The organism is Lentzea sp. NBRC 105346 (assembly GCF_030269605.1).
Classification (GTDB): Bacteria; Actinomycetota; Actinomycetes; order Mycobacteriales; family Pseudonocardiaceae; genus Lentzea.
In genome coordinates this window covers 829,673-846,865 of record NZ_BSTQ01000001.1, presented here as the reverse complement: position 1 = coordinate 846,865, position 17,193 = coordinate 829,673, and the positions used below count along the sequence as shown (strand labels likewise).

At 69.7% G+C, this 17,193-nt stretch carries 16 protein-coding genes; 8 read left to right on the top strand and 8 right to left on the bottom strand.

The window, feature by feature from the left end:
- Positions 1-11: 11 nt before the first annotated feature.
- Together QSK35_RS03210 and QSK35_RS03205 are read left to right on the top strand one after the other, a co-directional pair.
- Positions 12-848 (top strand): oxygenase MpaB family protein, encoded by an 837-nt coding sequence (locus QSK35_RS03210; protein WP_285742030.1) that lies wholly within the window; start codon positions 12-14, stop codon positions 846-848.
- A 39-nt stretch (positions 849-887) separates the two neighbouring features.
- Positions 888-2,087, top strand: coding sequence for a cytochrome P450 (locus tag QSK35_RS03205; protein ID WP_285742028.1), 1,200 nt, complete (start codon positions 888-890; stop codon positions 2,085-2,087).
- A gap of 58 nt (positions 2,088-2,145) precedes the next feature.
- Here QSK35_RS03205 and QSK35_RS03200 read toward each other — a convergent pair whose 3' ends face one another.
- Genes QSK35_RS03200 through QSK35_RS03190 form a run of 3 tightly spaced genes read right to left on the bottom strand, consistent with a single transcriptional unit; the run spans position 2,146 to position 4,982 of the window.
- The gene (locus QSK35_RS03200) at positions 2,146-2,922 is read right to left on the bottom strand and encodes an ATP-binding cassette domain-containing protein (RefSeq protein ID WP_285742026.1); all 777 of its coding nucleotides are present in this window, start codon (positions 2,920-2,922) and stop codon (positions 2,146-2,148) included.
- Complete coding sequence (locus tag QSK35_RS03195; RefSeq protein WP_285742024.1) at positions 2,919-3,944, bottom strand: ABC transporter permease; 1,026 nt, start codon at positions 3,942-3,944, stop codon at positions 2,919-2,921. Before QSK35_RS03195 ends, QSK35_RS03200 begins: the two co-directional genes overlap by 4 nt.
- Positions 3,945-3,950: 6 nt before the next feature.
- Entirely contained in the window at positions 3,951-4,982 is a 1,032-nt protein-coding gene (locus QSK35_RS03190) for a sugar ABC transporter substrate-binding protein (protein ID WP_285742022.1), read from the bottom strand.
- 214 nt (positions 4,983-5,196) lie between these two features.
- Between QSK35_RS03190 and QSK35_RS03185 the strand changes: the two genes are divergently transcribed.
- Both QSK35_RS03185 and QSK35_RS03180 read left to right on the top strand, forming a co-directional pair.
- Positions 5,197-6,234, top strand: coding sequence for a LacI family DNA-binding transcriptional regulator (locus tag QSK35_RS03185; RefSeq protein ID WP_285742020.1), 1,038 nt, complete (start codon positions 5,197-5,199; stop codon positions 6,232-6,234).
- 74 nt (positions 6,235-6,308) lie between these two features.
- Positions 6,309-6,989 (top strand): 3-keto-disaccharide hydrolase, encoded by a 681-nt coding sequence (locus QSK35_RS03180; RefSeq protein WP_285742018.1) that lies wholly within the window; start codon positions 6,309-6,311, stop codon positions 6,987-6,989.
- A gap of 9 nt (positions 6,990-6,998) precedes the next feature.
- On the opposite strand, the gene QSK35_RS03175 is transcribed toward QSK35_RS03180, so the two are convergent.
- The 3 genes from QSK35_RS03175 to QSK35_RS03165 form a co-directional block, all read right to left on the bottom strand.
- Entirely contained in the window at positions 6,999-7,814 is an 816-nt protein-coding gene (locus QSK35_RS03175) for a hypothetical protein (protein WP_285742016.1), read from the bottom strand.
- Between the two features lie 84 nt (positions 7,815-7,898).
- Positions 7,899-8,732: a TIGR03560 family F420-dependent LLM class oxidoreductase gene (locus QSK35_RS03170; protein ID WP_285742015.1), complete on the bottom strand. Its 834-nt coding sequence runs from the start codon at positions 8,730-8,732 to the stop codon at positions 7,899-7,901.
- Positions 8,733-8,743: 11 nt separating this feature from the next.
- Positions 8,744-9,334 (bottom strand): TetR/AcrR family transcriptional regulator, encoded by a 591-nt coding sequence (locus QSK35_RS03165; RefSeq protein WP_285742013.1) that lies wholly within the window; start codon positions 9,332-9,334, stop codon positions 8,744-8,746.
- Positions 9,335-9,405: 71 nt separating this feature from the next.
- On the opposite strand from QSK35_RS03165, the gene QSK35_RS03160 reads away from it, so the two are divergent.
- Positions 9,406-9,798 carry a nuclear transport factor 2 family protein gene (locus QSK35_RS03160; RefSeq protein WP_285742011.1) on the top strand — a complete coding sequence of 131 codons (393 nt, stop codon included), beginning with the start codon at positions 9,406-9,408 and terminating at the stop codon, positions 9,796-9,798.
- A 37-nt stretch (positions 9,799-9,835) separates the two neighbouring features.
- Here QSK35_RS03160 and QSK35_RS03155 read toward each other — a convergent pair whose 3' ends face one another.
- Positions 9,836-10,387, bottom strand: a complete 552-nt coding sequence (locus QSK35_RS03155) for a hypothetical protein (RefSeq protein WP_285742009.1) — start codon at positions 10,385-10,387, stop codon at positions 9,836-9,838.
- 127 nt (positions 10,388-10,514) lie between these two features.
- Between QSK35_RS03155 and QSK35_RS03150 the strand changes: the two genes are divergently transcribed.
- Together QSK35_RS03150 and QSK35_RS03145 are read left to right on the top strand one after the other, a co-directional pair.
- Entirely contained in the window at positions 10,515-13,055 is a 2,541-nt protein-coding gene (locus tag QSK35_RS03150; RefSeq protein WP_285742465.1) for a LuxR C-terminal-related transcriptional regulator, read from the top strand.
- A gap of 4 nt (positions 13,056-13,059) precedes the next feature.
- The gene (locus tag QSK35_RS03145; RefSeq protein ID WP_285742008.1) at positions 13,060-13,890 is read left to right on the top strand and encodes a patatin-like phospholipase family protein; all 831 of its coding nucleotides are present in this window, start codon (positions 13,060-13,062) and stop codon (positions 13,888-13,890) included.
- Positions 13,891-14,873: 983 nt separating this feature from the next.
- Here the strand turns inward: QSK35_RS03145 and pgfA are convergent.
- Positions 14,874-16,004 (bottom strand): cell envelope lipid trafficking protein PgfA, encoded by a 1,131-nt coding sequence (gene pgfA, locus QSK35_RS03140; RefSeq protein ID WP_285742006.1) that lies wholly within the window; start codon positions 16,002-16,004, stop codon positions 14,874-14,876.
- Positions 16,005-16,163: 159 nt separating this feature from the next.
- Here pgfA and QSK35_RS03135 point away from each other — a divergent pair, with 159 nt between their 5' ends.
- A complete protein-coding gene (locus QSK35_RS03135; protein ID WP_285742004.1) occupies positions 16,164-17,177 on the top strand; it encodes a Ppx/GppA family phosphatase in 1,014 nt (337 codons plus the stop codon).
- Positions 17,178-17,193 lie beyond the last annotated feature (16 nt).

Here is a 17,193-nt window from a genome sequence, read left to right as displayed (position 1 = left end):
AGTATGGCCTGGTGACCACCTTGCGGGATCGGCTGGGCGCCGGTCTGTTCTCCATGGTGGCCGGCCCCGACGGCGAGGCCATCGCGCGGCGCATCCACGAGACGCCCGGCCCGCGCTGGTTCGCCGAGGACCGGCCGATCCGTCATGTGCACGCCGACGCCGCGATGTTCGTCGCCGGGCTGCGCGCGTTGCTGATGCAGTCGCTGCACCCGTTGGCGATGGCCGCCGTCGCACAACACTCGGACTACCGCACCGACCCGTGGGGCCGGCTGCAACGCACCAGCGCTTTCATCGGCGTCACCACCTACGGCACCGCCGAGGACGCCCAGCGCGCCGTCGACCAGGTCCGCAAGGTGCACCGGCACATCCGCGGCACCGCGCCCGACGGCCGCGCCTACCGCGCGGGCGACCCGCACTTGCTCGCCTGGGTGCACGCGGTCGAGGTCGACAGCTTCCTGCGTTGCCACCAACGCTTCGGCGCGCAACCGTTGACCGACGACGACTGCGACGCCTACATCACCGACATGGCCCACATCGCCACCAGAATCGGCGTCGCCGACCCGCCCACCACCCGCGACGAGCTCGCGGAAACCCTTGCGGCGTACCGGAAAGAGCTGCGCGGCACCCCGGAAGCCCGTGAGGCCGCCCGGTTCCTGCTGCTGCAACCACCGCTGCCGTTGCTGGCCCGCGCCCCCTACGCCGTGCTCGGCGCCACCGCGGTGAGCATGTTGCCCGCGTGGGCGCGCTGGCCGTTGCGGCTGCCGTTCCTCCCGCTGTCGGAGGCCACCACGATCCGCCTCGCCGGTCACGCCCTGGTCGGCGGCCTGCGCTGGGTCACCGCCGGTTAGTCGAACTGCGAACGGGTTTTCGCTGGCATCATCGGACATATGACCACAGCGCACCTTCCGTCGCTCGACATCGGCACGCCCCTGGATCCGGTGGCGCAACCGTGGCCGCTGCTGCACCAGCTGCTCGCCGACGCCCCGATCTCCTGGATCCCCGCGCTGAACGCCTACCTGCTGGTGCGCCGGGCGGACGTCACCGCCGCGCTGAAGGACAAGGCGCTGTCGAACACCGGACTCACGCAGAACATCCAGCGGTTACCGGCCGAACAGCGTGACGCGTTGCAACCGGTGTACGACTCGGTCGTGCTCTGGATGGGGCATACCGTTCCCGAGGACCACAAGAGATTCCAGAACCTGCTCAAGCGCTACTTCACCCCGCGCACCGTCAACGGCCTGCGCCCGCGTATCGCCGAGATCACCCAAGGGTTGATCGACCGCGCCGGCGGTGACCTGGAGGTCGTGTCCGGCCTCGCGTACCCGTTGCCCGCCAGCGTGATCGCCGAGATGCTCGGCATGCCGCTGGAGGACCGCGAGCAGCTGCAGCTGTGGTCGCGCGACATCACCGCCCTGTTCGGCGGCCCGGACTTCGAGGCCTTGTCCCAGGCCCAGCGCAGCGTCCTGGAGATGCAGGACTACCTGCGCCCCCTGCTCGACGCCCGCCGCCTCGAGCCGCGCGAGGACCTGCTCACCGTCTTCGCCGCCGCCGAACGCGACGGCCTGGTCACCGAGGCCGAGATCGTCGCCAACTGCGTGCTGCTGCTGTTCGCCGGCCACGAGACCACCGCCTCGCTCATCGCCAACGGCACGAAACTGTTGCTGGACAACCCCGGCCAGGTCGCCCTGCTGCGCGCCGACCCGTCGCTTGTTCCCGGCGCGGTCGAGGAGATGATGCGGATGGGCGGCCCCGCGACGTTCATCCCGCGCATCGCCGCCGCCCCGGTGGAGATCGCCGGCCAGACGTTCCCCGAAGGCACCCGCTTCTTCCTCGGCCTGGCCACCGCCAACCGCGACCCCGAGCACTACCCGGACCCCGACCGTTTCGACGTCACGCGCGCGAACGCCGGGCAGCAGATCGGCTTCGGCATGGGCACCTACTACTGCCTCGGCGCCGCGCTGGCCAGGGCCGAGGCCGACGAGTGCTTCCGCATCCTGTTGACCCGCGACGTCGAGCTCGTCTCGGCCGCCGTGCAGCCGATCTTCCCACTCTCCGAAGGCGTCGCCGCCCTGTACATCCGCGTTTGACGTCCATGAGGGGAGCCTTCATGGACCTCACGTCCATGAAGGCTCCCCTCATGGAATCTCAGGCGGCTTCGGAGCCCGGCGGCTCCATGGCTCCCGTCATGATCGCGACCGCGTCCGACATCGAGATCGACTTCGGGTCGACCACCGCCTTGCGCCGCCCGAGCCGCTGGATGTGGATCCGGTCGGCCACCTCGAACACGTGCGGCATGTTGTGGCTGATCAGGATCACCGGCAACCCTCGGTCGCGGACCTGCAGGATCAGGTCCAGCACCGCCCGCGACTCCCGCACACCCAGCGCGGCCGTCGGCTCGTCCATGATCACCACCCGGCTGCCGAACGCGGCGGCCCGCGCCACCGCCACGGCCTGACGCTGCCCGCCGGACAACGTCTCCACGGCCTGGCCGGGGTTCTGGATCGTCATGATCCCCAGCGAGTTCAGCTGTTTGCGCGCCTCCTCGCGCATCCCCGCGCGGTCAGTCATCCGCAGGATCGAGCCCAGCGGGCCCTTGCGGCGGCGTTCCCGCCCCAGGAACAGGTTGCTCGCGATGTCCAGCGACGGCGCCACCGCCAGCGACTGGTGCACCGTCTCGATGCCCGCGTCCCGCGCGTCGATCGGCGTCGTGAACGAGACCGGCGAGCCGTCCAGCCGGATCTCGCCCTCGTCCGGCACCAGCGCGCCGGACAACGCCTTGATGAGACTGGACTTCCCGGCGCCGTTGTCGCCGATCACCGCGAGGATCTCACCGGGCAGCAGGTCGAGGTCCGCCCCGCTCAAGGCGGTCACCTTCCCGAACCGCTTCACCAGGCCACGGGCCTGCAAGATCGGCGTGCTCACGGCTTCACCTTCCTGATCCACTGGTCGATCGACACGGCCACGATGATCAGCACGCCGACGGCGAACGTCTGCCACAGCACGTCCACGCCCGCGAGCGCCAGGCCGTTGCGGAACACCCCGACGATCAACGCGCCGAGCAGCGAGCCCACCACGGCGCCCCGCCCGCCGAACAGCGACGTCCCGCCGATCACCACCGCGGTGATGGAGTCGAGGTTCTCCGTCTGCCCCGCCTGCGGCGACGCCGACGCGATGCGGCCGATCAGGATCCACGCCGCCAGTGCGTAGATCGCGCCGGCCGTGATGTAGGCGCTGAGCAGCACCCGCGTGGTTCGGATCCCGGACAGGCGCGAGGCCTCCGCGTCGTCACCCGTGGCGTAGATGTGCTTGCCCCACGCGGTGCTGCGCAGCACGAACGCCACCACCGCCACCAGCAACAGCATGATCACCGAGCCGAACGTGATCCGAGTGCCGCCCACGGTGAACGTCTTTCCCGTCCACAGCAACAGGTCCGGCATGTTCGTGCCGCGGATCGTCGCGCTCTTGGAGTACCAGAGGTTCAGCGCGAAGAACACGTTCAGCGTGCCGAGCGTGACGATGAACGGTGGGAGCTTCAACCGTGTGACCAGCAACCCGTTCAGCAGCCCGGCCACCGTGCCCATCACGAAACCCAGCAACAGCGCGAGCGGACCGGGCACACCCTGCTCCGCCGACACCTTCGCCATCACGATCGACGTCAGCACCATGATCGCGCCGCAGGACAGGTCGATGCCCGCGGTCAGGATGATGATCGTCTGGCCGACCGCGAGCGTCCCGACGACCGCGACCTGCTGCACGATCAGCGAGATGTTGCCCGGCTGCAGGAACCGGTCCGACATCAGGGCGAACACGATGATGGCCAGCAGCAGCACGACCGCGGGACCGATCGTGGCCTGCGCGTGCAGCAGGTGCTGCAACCGCGTCAACGGAGAGCGCGAAACGTGTTCCTCACCAACAGGGGGAGTGGCCGCGACAGTCGAAGTCATGTCGCGTCACCCCCAGCAGTTCTGCAGGCCCCACGCGGAGTCCTTCGACTCCACGCCGGCGGCCGGCTGGTCGGTGATCAGCGTGACGCCCGTGTCCACGAAGTTCTTGCCCGCCGTGTTCTGCGGCTTCGAGCCGTCCTTGGCGTACTTCGAGATCGCCTCGACCCCCAGTTGCGCCATCTTCAACGGGTACTGCTGCGAGGTCGCGCCGATCACGCCGCCCTTGACGTTCTGCACGCCTGGGCAGCCGCCGTCGACGGACACGATCGTCACGTCCTTCTCCTTGCCCGCCGCCTTCAGCGCCTCATAGGCACCGGCCGCCGCGGGCTCGTTGATCGTGTACACGAGGTTGATCGACGGATCCCTCTGCAGCAGGTTCTCCATCGCCTTGCGGCCACCCGCCGGCGCGCCGTCGGTCACGTCGTGCCCGACGATCCGCGGGTCGCTCTCGTCGCCGATCCGGTTCTTGTCCTTGACGTCCACGCCGAAGCCCTGCAGGAACCCCTGGTCGCGCTGCACGTCCACGGACACCTGGTTCGGGTTCAGGTCCAGCAGCGCGATCTTCGCCTGCTTGTCGCCGAACTTCGCCTTCGCCCACTGGCCGATCAGCAGCCCCGCCTGGAAGTTGTCGGTCGCGAACGTCGCGTCCGCGGCGTCCGCCGGCTCGAGCTGCGTGTCCAGCGCGATCACCAGCAGACCCTGCTGCCGCGCCTTGTCCACCGACGGCACGATCGCCTTGGAGTCGTTGGGCGTCAGCAGAATGCCCTTGGCGCCCGCGCCGATCAGGTTCTCGATCGCGTCGACCTGCGACTGGTTGTCGCCGTCCTGCTTGCCCGCGAACGACTGCAGCCGCGTCCCCGTGGAGCTCGCCGCCTGCTCGGCGCCCTCCTTCATCTTCACGAAGAACGGGTTGGTGTCGGTCTTCGTCACCAGACCCGCCAGCGGCTGGCCGCCGCCACTCGAAGAGCCTCCGCCGCCGCACGCGGCGAGTGCCAACAAGGGGCCCACCGCCAACACCGCAAGTGCTCTCTTGGACATGAGGTTCTCCTCCTACGTCAACGTTGACGCAACCGGCCAGGATTCGCCGAAAAGGCCTGGTTACTCGATTACGTCGATGGAATTCCCGTTGATCGACCGCCCGTTCGGGCGTGGCGGGATTCCCTTGAGTCAACGTTGACGCTAGCGTGGTAGTTGAAGCGCGGACAAGTTCCCGTTACGCAAGCGTTACTGGTCAACAAGGAGGATCTCCGCTATGAACGATCACTCCGCGCGGCGGTCCGAACCCACGATGCGCGAGGTCGCCGCGCTCGCGCGGGTCAGCACCAAGACCGTCTCCAGGGTGATCAACGACCTGCCCGGCGTGGGGGAGGAGGCGGCCGAACGCGTCCGCGCCGCGGCCCGCTCGCTCGGCTACCGCCCGAACCTCACCGCCAGCAGCCTGCGCCGCTCCGACCGCCGCAGCGCCACCCTCGGCGTGCTGTTCGAGGACCTGTCCAACCCGTTCGACTCCGCGCTGCTGCGCGCGATCGAGGACCGTGCCCGCCAGAACGGCGTGCTGGTACTGGCGGGCAGCGACGAGGACGACCCGACGTTGCAACGGGAACTGCTCACTTCGCTCGCCGCTCGCCGCGTGGACGGCATCGTCGTCATGGCGGTCGGCGGCCACCAGGACGCCCTGCAACAGGAACGCGAACGCGGCACCCCGATGGTCCTCGTCGACCGCCCGCCCACGTTCGGCCACACCGACAGCGTCACCACCACCAACCGCGACAGCTCCCGAGAGGCGGTGCTGAAACTGGCGGGCCTCGGCCACGAGCGCATCGCGTTCCTGGGCGACCGCCAGACGCTATGGACCAGCCAGGAGCGCTACACCGGCTACCTCGAGGGCCTCGCGCACGCCGGCCTGAAACTGCACCAAGAGCTGGTTCGCAAGGATCTGCAAGGGGTCGACGTGGCCGAGGCCGCCGCCGCGTCGTTGCTGGATCTGGACAATCCGCCCACGGCCCTGTTCACCGCGCAGAACCTCGTCACCGTCGGCGCCATGCGCGTACTGCGGTCGCGAGGCCTGCACCACCGCGTCGCGGTCATCGGCTTCGACGACTTTCCCCTGGCCGACATGGTCGACCCGGCGATCACCGTGGTGCGCCAGGACGTCCCGAAGATCGGCCGCACCGCCGCCGAACTGCTGCTCGCCCGCGTCGACGGCGACGACTCACCCGCCGTGCACAAGGTGATCCCCGCGGTCCTCGTGCCGCGCGGTTCCGGCGAGATCCCCCCACCGACGCCTTGACGCACTTCCGGTCCCGCTCGTAGCCTCGGTGTACCGCCTCCGCGAAAACGTTTACATTCCAGGAGGACGGAACTGTGAATCGTCGTCCACTATGGACACTCGCGGCCGGGATGGCCCTGCTCGCCGGCGTCGTCATCGCCCCCTCCGCATCGGCTGATCCGGTGTTCGTCACCATGTTCGACGGCAAGACCCTCGACGGCTGGACCGCCAACAAGCCCGGCGGCTACGAGGTCAAGGACGGAACCATCCACAGCACCGGCAGCGGCCGCGGCTGGCTGTACTACAACAAGGCCCAGTACGGCAGCTTCCGCTGGATCTTCAACGTGCGCCAGGTGAAGGGCAACCACAAGCCGACCGTGCTGATCTGGGGCACCACCAACCCGATCCGCGACGCGCTCAGCGCCATCCAGTTCCAGCCGCCCAACGGCGGGCACTGGGACTACCGGCCGGGCCACAACAACAGCGGCGGCAAGCTCTTCAAGTCGTTCCCGCACCCCAAGTGGGACGCCAAGAAGTGGGCGCAGTGCGAGATCCTCGGCAACCAGGCGACCGGCGTCGCGCGCATGGCGTGCTGCCCGATCCCGGAGGGCGCCGAGACCTGCAAGGCCACCGAGGTCCTGCAGTTCACCGACAAGACCGCGGCGCGCGTGGGGCCGCTGGCCATCCAGATCCACAACAGCGGCATCAACGACGAGTACAAGAACCTCAAGGTCGAGTCGCCCGTGGCGGACCCGACGAAGCTGATCACGACATAGGCGCGTTGCTCACGCGCGGTGGGTCACCTGACCCGCGCGGGTCACGAACCGTCGCACCGCGTTCGCGATCTGCGAACCCTCGTCGGCCGCGGCCGAGATACCGCTGCGCAACCGTGGCACCTCGGGTGCGGCCGACCGGCGTTCGTTCCACCGCCGGCTGATCTCCTCGCTCAGGTCGTAGCACGCCTTCGCGTTGTCGATCGCCGCCTTCATGTCGAGGTCCAGCTGGTTCGCGATCGCGAGCGCCCCACCCGCGCACGCGGTGGCCTTCGCTGTGACACCGCCGATGTCGCCGACCTTGTCCCAGGGCAGCTTGTCGATCAGGTTGCCGATCGCGCGGCCGTAGAACGCCTGTGCGCCGTGCTGTTCGTCCGACTTCACGAACGGCATGCCCGAGGTGTTCTTGAGCGTGACGATCGCGGAGTCCCCGCTGGGCAGAACCAGCAGGCCGGTGTCGATGACGGCGAGCGCCTTCATCTGCCGGAGGACCGCCGTGGTCGCCACACCGTCCTTCGCGTGTGGGCCTTGGTATGTGACCGTCGCCCAGGCGGGTTGGTAGGTCAGCCGTACGGATGTCGAGCTCGTGTTGAGCATTCGCATGACCGTGGGGGTCCGCTGGCACACCTTGACCATGGCGGCGACCTCCACGATCTGGGGTACGTCCGTTTCGATGCCTGCCATGCAGCCCAGTGTCTGCAGATCCCAGAAATGGTCGAGCCGCAACGACGTCAGCGGATCCACGGCAGTGGTCGTGGTATCGCCGCCGCCTCCGTCACCGTTCGTGCACGCCGCCGCGCCCGTGACGATCGCGATGGCGACAGTCATGGCGGAACATGCACGTCGGAGGCGGTGCGCGTTCATGCCTGGGGATCGTGGAGGGGCGACAGAGCGTTACCGCCCCGTGTGTGACTACACCTGAGCGACCACCTCGATCGCCGACGGCGTCCACGGGCCGTGCGTGATCACGACGACGTGGCCCACGCCGAGGTCGGCGAAACCCGAACACCGTTCGGCGAACGACTCCGCCGTCTCGCCCGGCTGCAGCCGCGTGCTGATCGTCTTCTCGATCTCGTCGAACGGACGGCCCTCGGCCTCGCACAACGAGGCCAGCACGGCCAGCTTGTGCCGGACGGTCGCGCCGCCGTCGGGGATGTCGAACAGGTTGCAGGCGTCGGCGTAGCGGGCGACGAGCGGCAACGTCCGGCGCTCACCCGCGCCGCCGACGAGAATGCGCGGCCGCACCGCGGGGTTCGGGCTGTTGAGCGGCCGTTCGAGCCGGAAATGCCTGCCCTCGAACGGGGTCTCGTCGCCCGCCCACATCTGCCGTGCCAGCCGCAGGGTGTCCTCGAGGTGCTCGAACCGTTGTGGCGTACTGGGAAACGGCAGTCCCATGGCGCGCGCCTCGTCGTCCTGGTGGCCCGCGCCGACGCCGAACCACGCGCGGCCGCCCGAGAGCGCGGCGAGGGTGCTGATCGCCTTGATCAGCACCGCGGGCGGGCGGAACGTGGTGCAGGCGACCATGGTCCCCAGCCGCACTCGTTCGGTGCGCGCGGCGAGATACCCCAGTGTGGTCAACGCTTCCAGGTGCTCGGTGTGCGCCGGATCGGCGAACGGGTCCGCCTGCAGCAGGTGGTCGGCCACCCACACGGTGTCGATGCCGGTCTCGTCGGCGGTGCGGACGACCTCGTCGAGTTCCTTGAGGTCGTCCCAGGAGTAGTTGGTGACGCTGATGCTGACCCGCATTGCGGATCCCCCTAGAGTCCGCGTTCGAGCACGTCGAGTGCGACACGTGCCTGTTCGATGACGTCCTTGGTGATGTGATCGCCGTGCCGGCCGGCGAGTGCGTGCCGGTGGACGGCGTCCTTCATGGCGCGCTGCACACCGATGAGCGCGTTCGCCACCACCCACGGCGCGGCCTGGCCCTCCCGCTGGAGCACCTCGGCGAGTGCGGCGGTGTGCCGGTCGAACGACCGCAGTTCGCGCGCCTGCAACGCCGGGCTGCCCGCGATGATCCGCGCTGCGGTGGCGATCCGGTCGGTCTGGCCGCTGGTCAGCGCGCCGCGGGGCTGGAGCAGGAACTCGCGGAACGCGCCGAAGGCCGACTGGCCCTCCTTGCGCTCGCGCACGGCCTCGACCAGCGCTTCCTCGAACTCGTCCATGCCGCCGTAGACGAGGTCTTCCTTGCTGGGGAAGTAGTTGAAGACCGTCGCCTCGGACACCTCGGCCTCGCGGGCGATCGCGGCGACCGCCACGTTGTCGAACCCGCGCTCGGCGAACAACCGGATCGCGACGTCCGCGATCCGGTTCCGCGTCTGCTGCTTCTTCAGCTCCCGCAACCCCGTCATAAAAATTAGAGTAGCACTAAAGGTCTGGAGGCTCTAGAGTTAGAGTCACCCTAAAAATTGTGGAGGTAATCATGAGTGACGTACTGAACCTGGTGAACCGCTGGGCGGAAGCGGAGCTGAAGGGCGACGCCGACGGTCTGGCGGGCCTGCTCACGCCGGACTTCGCGGGCATCGGCCCGGTCGGGTTCATGCTGGACCGCGATCAATGGACAGGAAGGCACCGCGGTTCGACACTGTCGAACGATGAGTTCACGGTGGTGGACCCGCATGTCCGGGCGTTCGACAATGTCGCGCTCGTGACGGCAGTGCTGAACCAGAAGACGACGGCCATGGGGCGCGACACGAGCGGTTCGTTCCGGATCAGCGTGCTGGCGACCCGGCAGGACGACGAGTGGGCGATCGCGCACGTCCAGCTCTCCGGCCCGATAATCGCGCCGGGCGAGGTGCCGTCGTTCGCGCGCTGAGCGCAGGGCCGCCCGCGTGGGGCGGCCCTGTTTCACCTCAGTAGCAATCCAACTGGGCCTCATCGATGCGGATGAACCGCTCCGGGCCGTTCTGCTGGCCGTAGATCGCCTGGACGTACACGGTGGAGACACCGCTGAGGTCGATCTCGGGCGTGAAGATCTGGGTGTAGTTGTTGCCCTGGACGGTCGGCGTGTTCTTGGTGAGCAACCGCCAGCCGTTCGGGTCCCAGATCTGCAGCTCGACCGGTGCGGGGCCGGCGTCGGCGGTGCGCGCCCAGATGCTGGCCTCGCAGTCGTCCCGCTCCGAGCCGCTGACGTCGATCCGCCAGCGCTCGGCGGCCCAGCCGCTGGAAACGACGTGCAACCAGCCGTTGTTCTGGCCTCTGAAAGCCAGCCCCTGGTTGATGTCGGCGCCCGCGTTGGCGTTGCCCTCGGACAGGCCTTCCCAGGTGGCCCACGGGTTGCCCTCGAACCCGTTGGTCACGTGGATGTGGTAAGCCGCCTGTGCGGTGGCGGTCGAGGTGGCGAGAGCGACCAGGCCCAGAATGATCGAACTCAGTGCCGCTGCTACGAACGCGCGTGCTCGCATGGATTTCCCCCTTCTGCTCCGACGTTGCCCGGCGATTCCATCAACCGGCTATCGGTCCGCGCGTCGGCACCGGAAACGGAATTAACGTGGCGCGGATGCCTAGTTAGTGCGGACGCTGGCCCGCGTGATGCGAACCAGGAACTTCGTCGGGCGTGGTCGTGAGCTGGCCGAATGGCGACGCATACTCAGCCGCGGCGGAACACTCAAGATCCGCGGCGAGGCGGGCATCGGCAAGTCGCGCCTGGTCACCGAGTTCGCCCGCATCGCCCGCGACCAGGGCGTGCGGGTACTGCGCGGTGGGACCCTCGCGCAGGCGCTGGCACCCGTGACCCGGCTCGGCTGGCCGGAGCTGCACGACCTGGCGCCGTGCTACCGGACCGCGCTGAGCGCGTTGCTGCCGGAGTTCCGGCCCGTCGTCGAGACACCCGGCCTGATGACCGCCGAGGCGGTCGTGCGGCTGCTCGGGCGCAGCGTGCTGATCATCGACGACCGGCGGGAGGCCGACGCGGCGGTGCTCGACCACCTCGCGCTCGCCGCGCCCGACGTCGGTTTGTGCCTGGTCACCACCGAACGCGCTCCGGACGGCCTGAGCAGGCTGGACGCCGCCGAACAGCACGCGATGATCACCGACGTCCTGGGGTCCGTGCCCGACGACCTGGTCGCGCTGATCGCCGAACGCGCCGAGGGCGTGCCGCTGATCATCGAGGAGGTGCTCGCCGACCTCGTCCGCATCGGCGGCCTCACCCGCTCCGGCGACGGCTGGACCTGGCGGTCCGAGCTCGTCCCGATGGCGACCGCGCCGTCCGTCGACGCCATGGTGGCGGCCCGGATGCGCCCGGAGCTGCACGCCGTCGTCACCGCGGTCGCCGTGCTGGACGGCGTGGTGTCGTGGCGCGACGTCGAACCGGTCGCGGGGCTCGGCCCGGACGCATGCGCCCGCGGGCTCGCCGACCTGACCGCCGCGCAGGTGCTCACCGCGGCCGGACGAGGCAGGTTCCGCTTCCACCACGGCCTGATCCGTGACGCCGTGCTGGCGTGCGCGTCGCCGTCGCTCGTGCGCGAGACCGCCGCCCGCGCGGCCGTCCGGTGCGAGCCCGCGCGGGCCGCCCGGCTGCACGAGCTCGCCGAGAACCACACCGAGGCGGCGCGGTCGCACGTCGAACACGCCCGCCTGCTGCTCGCAGGCGGACAGCTGCGCGCCGCCGAACAGGCGGCCCTGGCGGCCTTGCGGCTCGCCGATTCCCGGGACGCGCACGACGTGCTCGCCGAAGCACTGACCGGCATGGGCCGATACGCCGAGGCGCTCGAGGTGAGCGCCCGGCTGGACGACGCCGACGCGCACTGCCGGGCCGCCCGCTGCGCGCTGGAGACCGGCGACCACGCGCTGGCCGCCGCGCACCTCGACCGCGCCGGGGGAGCGCCCGCCAGTCGGGTGGCCGCGCTGCGCGCGACCCTCGCGTTCGACATTGGCGAACGTCAGACGGCATTGTCGTTGGCCGCGGAGGCGGTCCGCCTGGCCGACGAGCCGGAACTGCTGTGCGCGGCACTGCTGGTCTCCGGCCGCGTCGCCCGCGCCGGCGACCCCACCGACGCGATCGCGCCGCTGACCCGGCTCGAACAGGTCGCGACCACCGCCGGCCTGGTGGAGTGGCGGGAACGCGCGATCCTCGAGCTGGGCCTGGTCGACCGCGCCACGACGATGCACCCCGCCCGCCTGCGCGAGGCCAGACGCACCGCGATCGACCGCGGCGCCCTGCACGCCGTCGCGCTCGCCGAGGTCAACCTCTACCCGGTGCTGCTGGAGTCCGGCGATGTCGAACAGGCGCAGGCCGTGTGCGACCACGCCGCGGAGATCTCCGCCCGCTACGGCCTGGGCACCGGTGAGACCGCCACCGCGATGGCCGCCATGCTCGCCGCCGTCCGCGGCCGGGAGACGCCTCAGTTGCCACCGACGTTGCCGAACATCGTGATGTACCAAGCGTTCCGCCTGCTCTGCACAGCCGATCCGGTGGGTGCGCTGACCGTGCTCGACAGCACGTACGACCGGCTCCGCCAACGGCTCGACATGCGTGCCTCACCGGCCCGCGGCCTGCACGCGCTGCTGCGTGCCGTCCTGCACGACGATCCCGTCCCCGCGCGGCGAACCCCGGTCGACGGCATCGGTTCGTGGACCAACCGGGGCCTCGCCCTGCTGGGCGAGGCGGTGATATCTCGCGACGGTCGCCTGGCGGAGCGCGCCTACACCGACCTCTCGTACGCCCCGACCATGGCCTCCATCGCCACCACCCTGGCCGCACCCCGCGCGCTCGCCGCCGGCTGGGGCACACCGGGACCGTGGCTGCAAGCAGCCCACAGCCGGTTCTCCTTGCTGGGCAACAACTTCATGCGCCGCCACTGCGAGAGGATCATGCGCGACGCCGGCCTGCCCGTGCCCCGGCGCGGACGCGGCGACGCCGACGTGCCGCAGCACCTGCAGGCGATGGGCGTGACCAGCCGCGAGATGGACGTCCTGCTGCTCGTCGCGAGCAACCTCACCAACGCCGACATCGCCACCCGGCTGTCGGTGTCGCGCCGCACGGTCGACGCGCACGTGCGCAGCCTGCTCGCCAAGACCGGCAGCGCGCGCCGGGGCCACCTCGCGGGCCTGGTCGGCGCGATGGCAAGCTGATCGAATGGGCGACAAGCGGGCGTTGGTACTGGGCGGCGGCGGGGTCACCGGGATCGCCTGGGAGATCGGCATCGTGCACGGTCTGGCCGAGGCGGGCATCGACCTCGCCGGGGCGGACCTGCTGGTCGGCACGTCGGCGGGTTCCGTCGTCGCCGCGCAGATCGCGGGCGGCGAACCGTTGTCCGAGCTGTATGCCGGCCAGCTGCGCCCCGCGGGCAACGAGATCGCCGCGCGGCTGACGTACGGCATGCTCGCGCGCTACGCCCTGGCCTACGCGTTGCCTGGCTCCGGTGCGCAGAAACGTGCTCGCCTCGGGCGTGCCGCCATGCGGGCGCGAACTGTGTCCGAGGCTGAGCGGCGGAAGGTGTTCGACGGCCGGCTGGCGCAGAACGGGTGGCCTTCGCGGGATCTGCGGGTTACGGCGGTGAACGCCGAGACCGGCGCTTTTACGGTGTTTTCGCGCGACAGTGGGGTGCCGTACGTCGATGCGGTGGCCGCCAGTTGTGCGGTGCCGTTGGTGTGGCCGCCGGTCACCATCGACGGGAACCGGTACATGGACGGTGGTATGCGGTCGCCCGCCAACGTCGATCTGGCTGCCGGGTACGACCACGTTGTGGTGATCGCGCCGATTACGCGGGCGTTCAATCCGGCTGCGCGGCCCGACTCGCAGGCTGCTGCGCTTGATGCTCACACCATCGTGCTCAGTCCTGATGGTGCTGCTTTGGCGGCGATTGGGAGCAATGTGCTTGATCCGGCTCGGCGGGGGCCTTCGGCTCAGGCTGGGTTTGCTCAGGCTCGCGTGGTGGCGTCGGCTGTGAGCGAGGTGTGGGGCTGAGTCTTTTGCTGCCGGTTTCGTGCGTGGTCGCCTTTTGTTGGCTGCCGGTGTCGTGGGGCGCTGCGTCTTCCGGGGCGCCCTTCGGGCGCGCGATTGGGGCTTGACTTGGGGCCCCTCGCGGCGTGGTGGGCCGGCTCCGCCGGCAGATGCAAGATCTGCCGGCCCAACAAGGGCTACCACACCGCACCCCAAGTCAAGCCCCAATCGCGTTCCGTACGTGCCCACCAGACGCGCCCCACTCTTGGTGCGTGGTCGCCACCTCGGCTGCCGGTGCCGTACGTGGTCGCCAGCTCGGCTGCCGGTTCCGTGCGTGGTCGCCTTCGTGTCGGTCGCTCGTGCGGTAGATGCCCAAACCGGCTCGCGCTCCGCGCATCGCCTGGTACCGGGGGCCCCAACCCGCGCGAGTCGTACGTTCCCGCCCCCTGAGCCGTACGTTCCCGGCGCGAGTCTTACCGTCCGGACCCCCGAGTTTGACGCTCTCGCACCCCGAGTTTGACGCTCTCGCACCCCGAGTTTGACGCTCTCGCACCCCGAGTTTGACGCTCTCGCACCCCGAGTTTGACGCTCCCGCACCCGATGTGCGCGAGTCCCCAGTTCAGCCCCGGCGAGTCCTCAACCCAGCACCCGCGAGTCCGCACTTCGCGCCGCGTGTCGCCCACTTCGCGCCGCGTGTTGCCCACTCCGCCCCCGCGTGTCGCCCACCCAGCCCCCTCGCGAGTCGTACGTTCCCGACCTCCACGTCGTACGTTCCCAGCCCCGAGACCGTTCCCAACCCCCGAGCCGCGCGTATCCGCACCCCAAACTGCCGGCCTCGGAACTGTCGGTCCCCGTCGCTAGCCTGAGATACGGGGGCAGCCCGTAACCGCCGCGCGCCGACACACCCCCAGCCGACCGTAGCGCCAAGGTCCGACAATCCCAGGGGCCTACCAACCCCGGACCTCCGCTCGGCAGCCCGCCGCAGCGCGTCCCCGCCCCGCACGCGGTCAGCGAACCCCGTAGTCCACGGCTGTCTCGGTGCCACCCGACTGCACGACGTGCTTGAGATCCAACTCCCGGTCCGGATTGTTCATGCTCGTAGCCGTCACCGTGATCCCGCTGGCGAGCCCAGCCCCGAGCACCAACGCGAGCGCAGCCCAAACGAACCCCTTGCGCCACAAGGCGAGCAGCACCAACCCGGCCACGATCAGCACAGCACCGGAGATCCACAGAATCCGAGGCAGCGTCGTGATCAGGAACAGCTGCGGCAGATTCGCCTTGACCTGATCGGCGTTCGCTCGCACGGAGGAATCGTTGAGCTGCAGCACACCGTCGAACACAAAAGTCCCGTGCCCCTCGGCCTGACCCGCCGCGCGCAGCTCGTTCTGCACGTCCTCACGCACCTTCAGCACGGCGCCGGTGCGGGGTTCGACCCAGATCGTGCGGTTGACGGAGTAGTACTGGCCGACGTCGACCGACGGCACGTCCGGCTTGCCGACCAGGCTGCCCGGCACCGCGTAGGTGGTGACCATGGTCGACGGCACGGACTGCGCGAATCGGTACACCGCAAGGCCTTCGACGGTGTCCTCGGCGTCGTACTTCACGAACAGCGGCTGCTTGAGCACGGTGTCGTACCAGAGGTAGTCCTGCTGTTGCGTGTCGAACGGGAAGACGAAGTTCAGGCCCGGCTGCAGGAGTTCGTTGTCCGTGGCGGTGATTCGCTTGTCCTGTTCGGTCTCGTAGAACTGGCCGTGGCACGGCGAGACGGACTCGCCGGTGTGCCGGTTCACGCAGATTCGCCGCACCTCGGCGCTTAGAACGAGGCCGCCGCGGTCCTCCTTGACGATCGTCGACCGCCGCCACACGGTGACGTCGCCGCCCTCCTTGACCTCCGGCTGCGCCAGGTCACCCTCGACGTGCGTGGTCGCGGTGAGGTTGAGGTTGTGTCGTATCTCGGGCATCGGACTGCCCGGCGGGTAGACCAGGGCGGTGGCCCCGTCGGCCTGCGACACGGAGACGGTGTTGATGTTGTGCTGGACCTTCGCGAGGGTGGGGTAGGTGTGCAGCTGCAGGACCAACCCCGCCGCTACGGCAAACGCGCCCAACCCGAGCAAGACGATGACGACTGCGGTTCGCACGTGTCCTCCCGCGAGCAATGAGCTCTCAGACCTGTGTCGTAGTCGCCGTGAAGCCGTTCAGTTGTACCAAGGCTGTGGGATGGATCACAAGGTGAACTTGAAAGTTCTTCGGGATTCCGGAACGAGCATAGAAAGGCCGCGCGCGGGTAACTGCACTCCATGCGACTTGGCGTCCTGGACATCGGGTCCAACTCGGCTCAGCTGCAGATCGTCGACGTGCGGCCCGGCGCGCCGCCGCTGCCCGCGCACGCGGTGAAGGAGCCGACCCTGCTCGGCGAGCAGATTCTGCCGGACGGGTCGGTCAGCGACGAGGGCGTCGAACGGGTGGCGAAGGCGGCCGCCGACGCCGTGGCCGCGGCCTACCGGCACGGGGTGGACCAGCTGTACCCGTTCGCGACCTCGGCTGTTCGCGACGCCACGAACCGCGACGACATCATCGGGCGGATCCAGCAGGCCGCGGGGATCCGGCCGCAGTTCCTCGACGGCGAGCACGAGGCGCGGCTGACCTACCTCGCCGCGCATCGCTGGTACGGGTGGTCGGCCGGGCGGTTGCTGCTGCTCGACATCGGCGGCGGCTCGATGGAGATCGCGCTCGGCCGCGACGCCGATCCGGAGCTCGCCCTGTCGTTGCCGCTGGGCGCGGGGCGGCTGACCCGCGCGTTCCTCGACCACGACCCGCCCAAGCGCGGGGAGGTGAAGGCGCTGCGCAGACACGTACGCGAGACGCTGGGCGAAGTGGTCGACCGGTTGCGGTGGGAGAGCGTGCCACGCCGGGTGGTGGCGACCTCGAAGACGTTCAAGCAGCTCGCCCGGCTGGCGGGGGCGCCACCGCAGAGCGAGGGGCCGTTCGTCACGCGTGAGCTCGCGATCGAGGACGTCCGGGCGTGGATTCCGCGGCTGGCCGGGATGTCGGCGGCGCAACGCGCGCGGTTGCGCGGGGTGTCGCGGCCGCGGGCCCGGCAGCTGCTGGCCGGGGCCATCGTGGCGCACGCGACGATGAGCGCTTTGGGGGTGCGGCGCCTGCGGGTGTGCCCGTGGGCGCTGCGCGAGGGGATCATGCTGCGGCATCTGGAGACCATGGCGAACACCGGCGTCGCGTTGCCGCTGCAACCGCTGGTGCGCATGGACGGCGCCACGGTGACCCCGCTGCACGAACGAGGGACACCGGAGTAGCGCGGGACGCACGCGG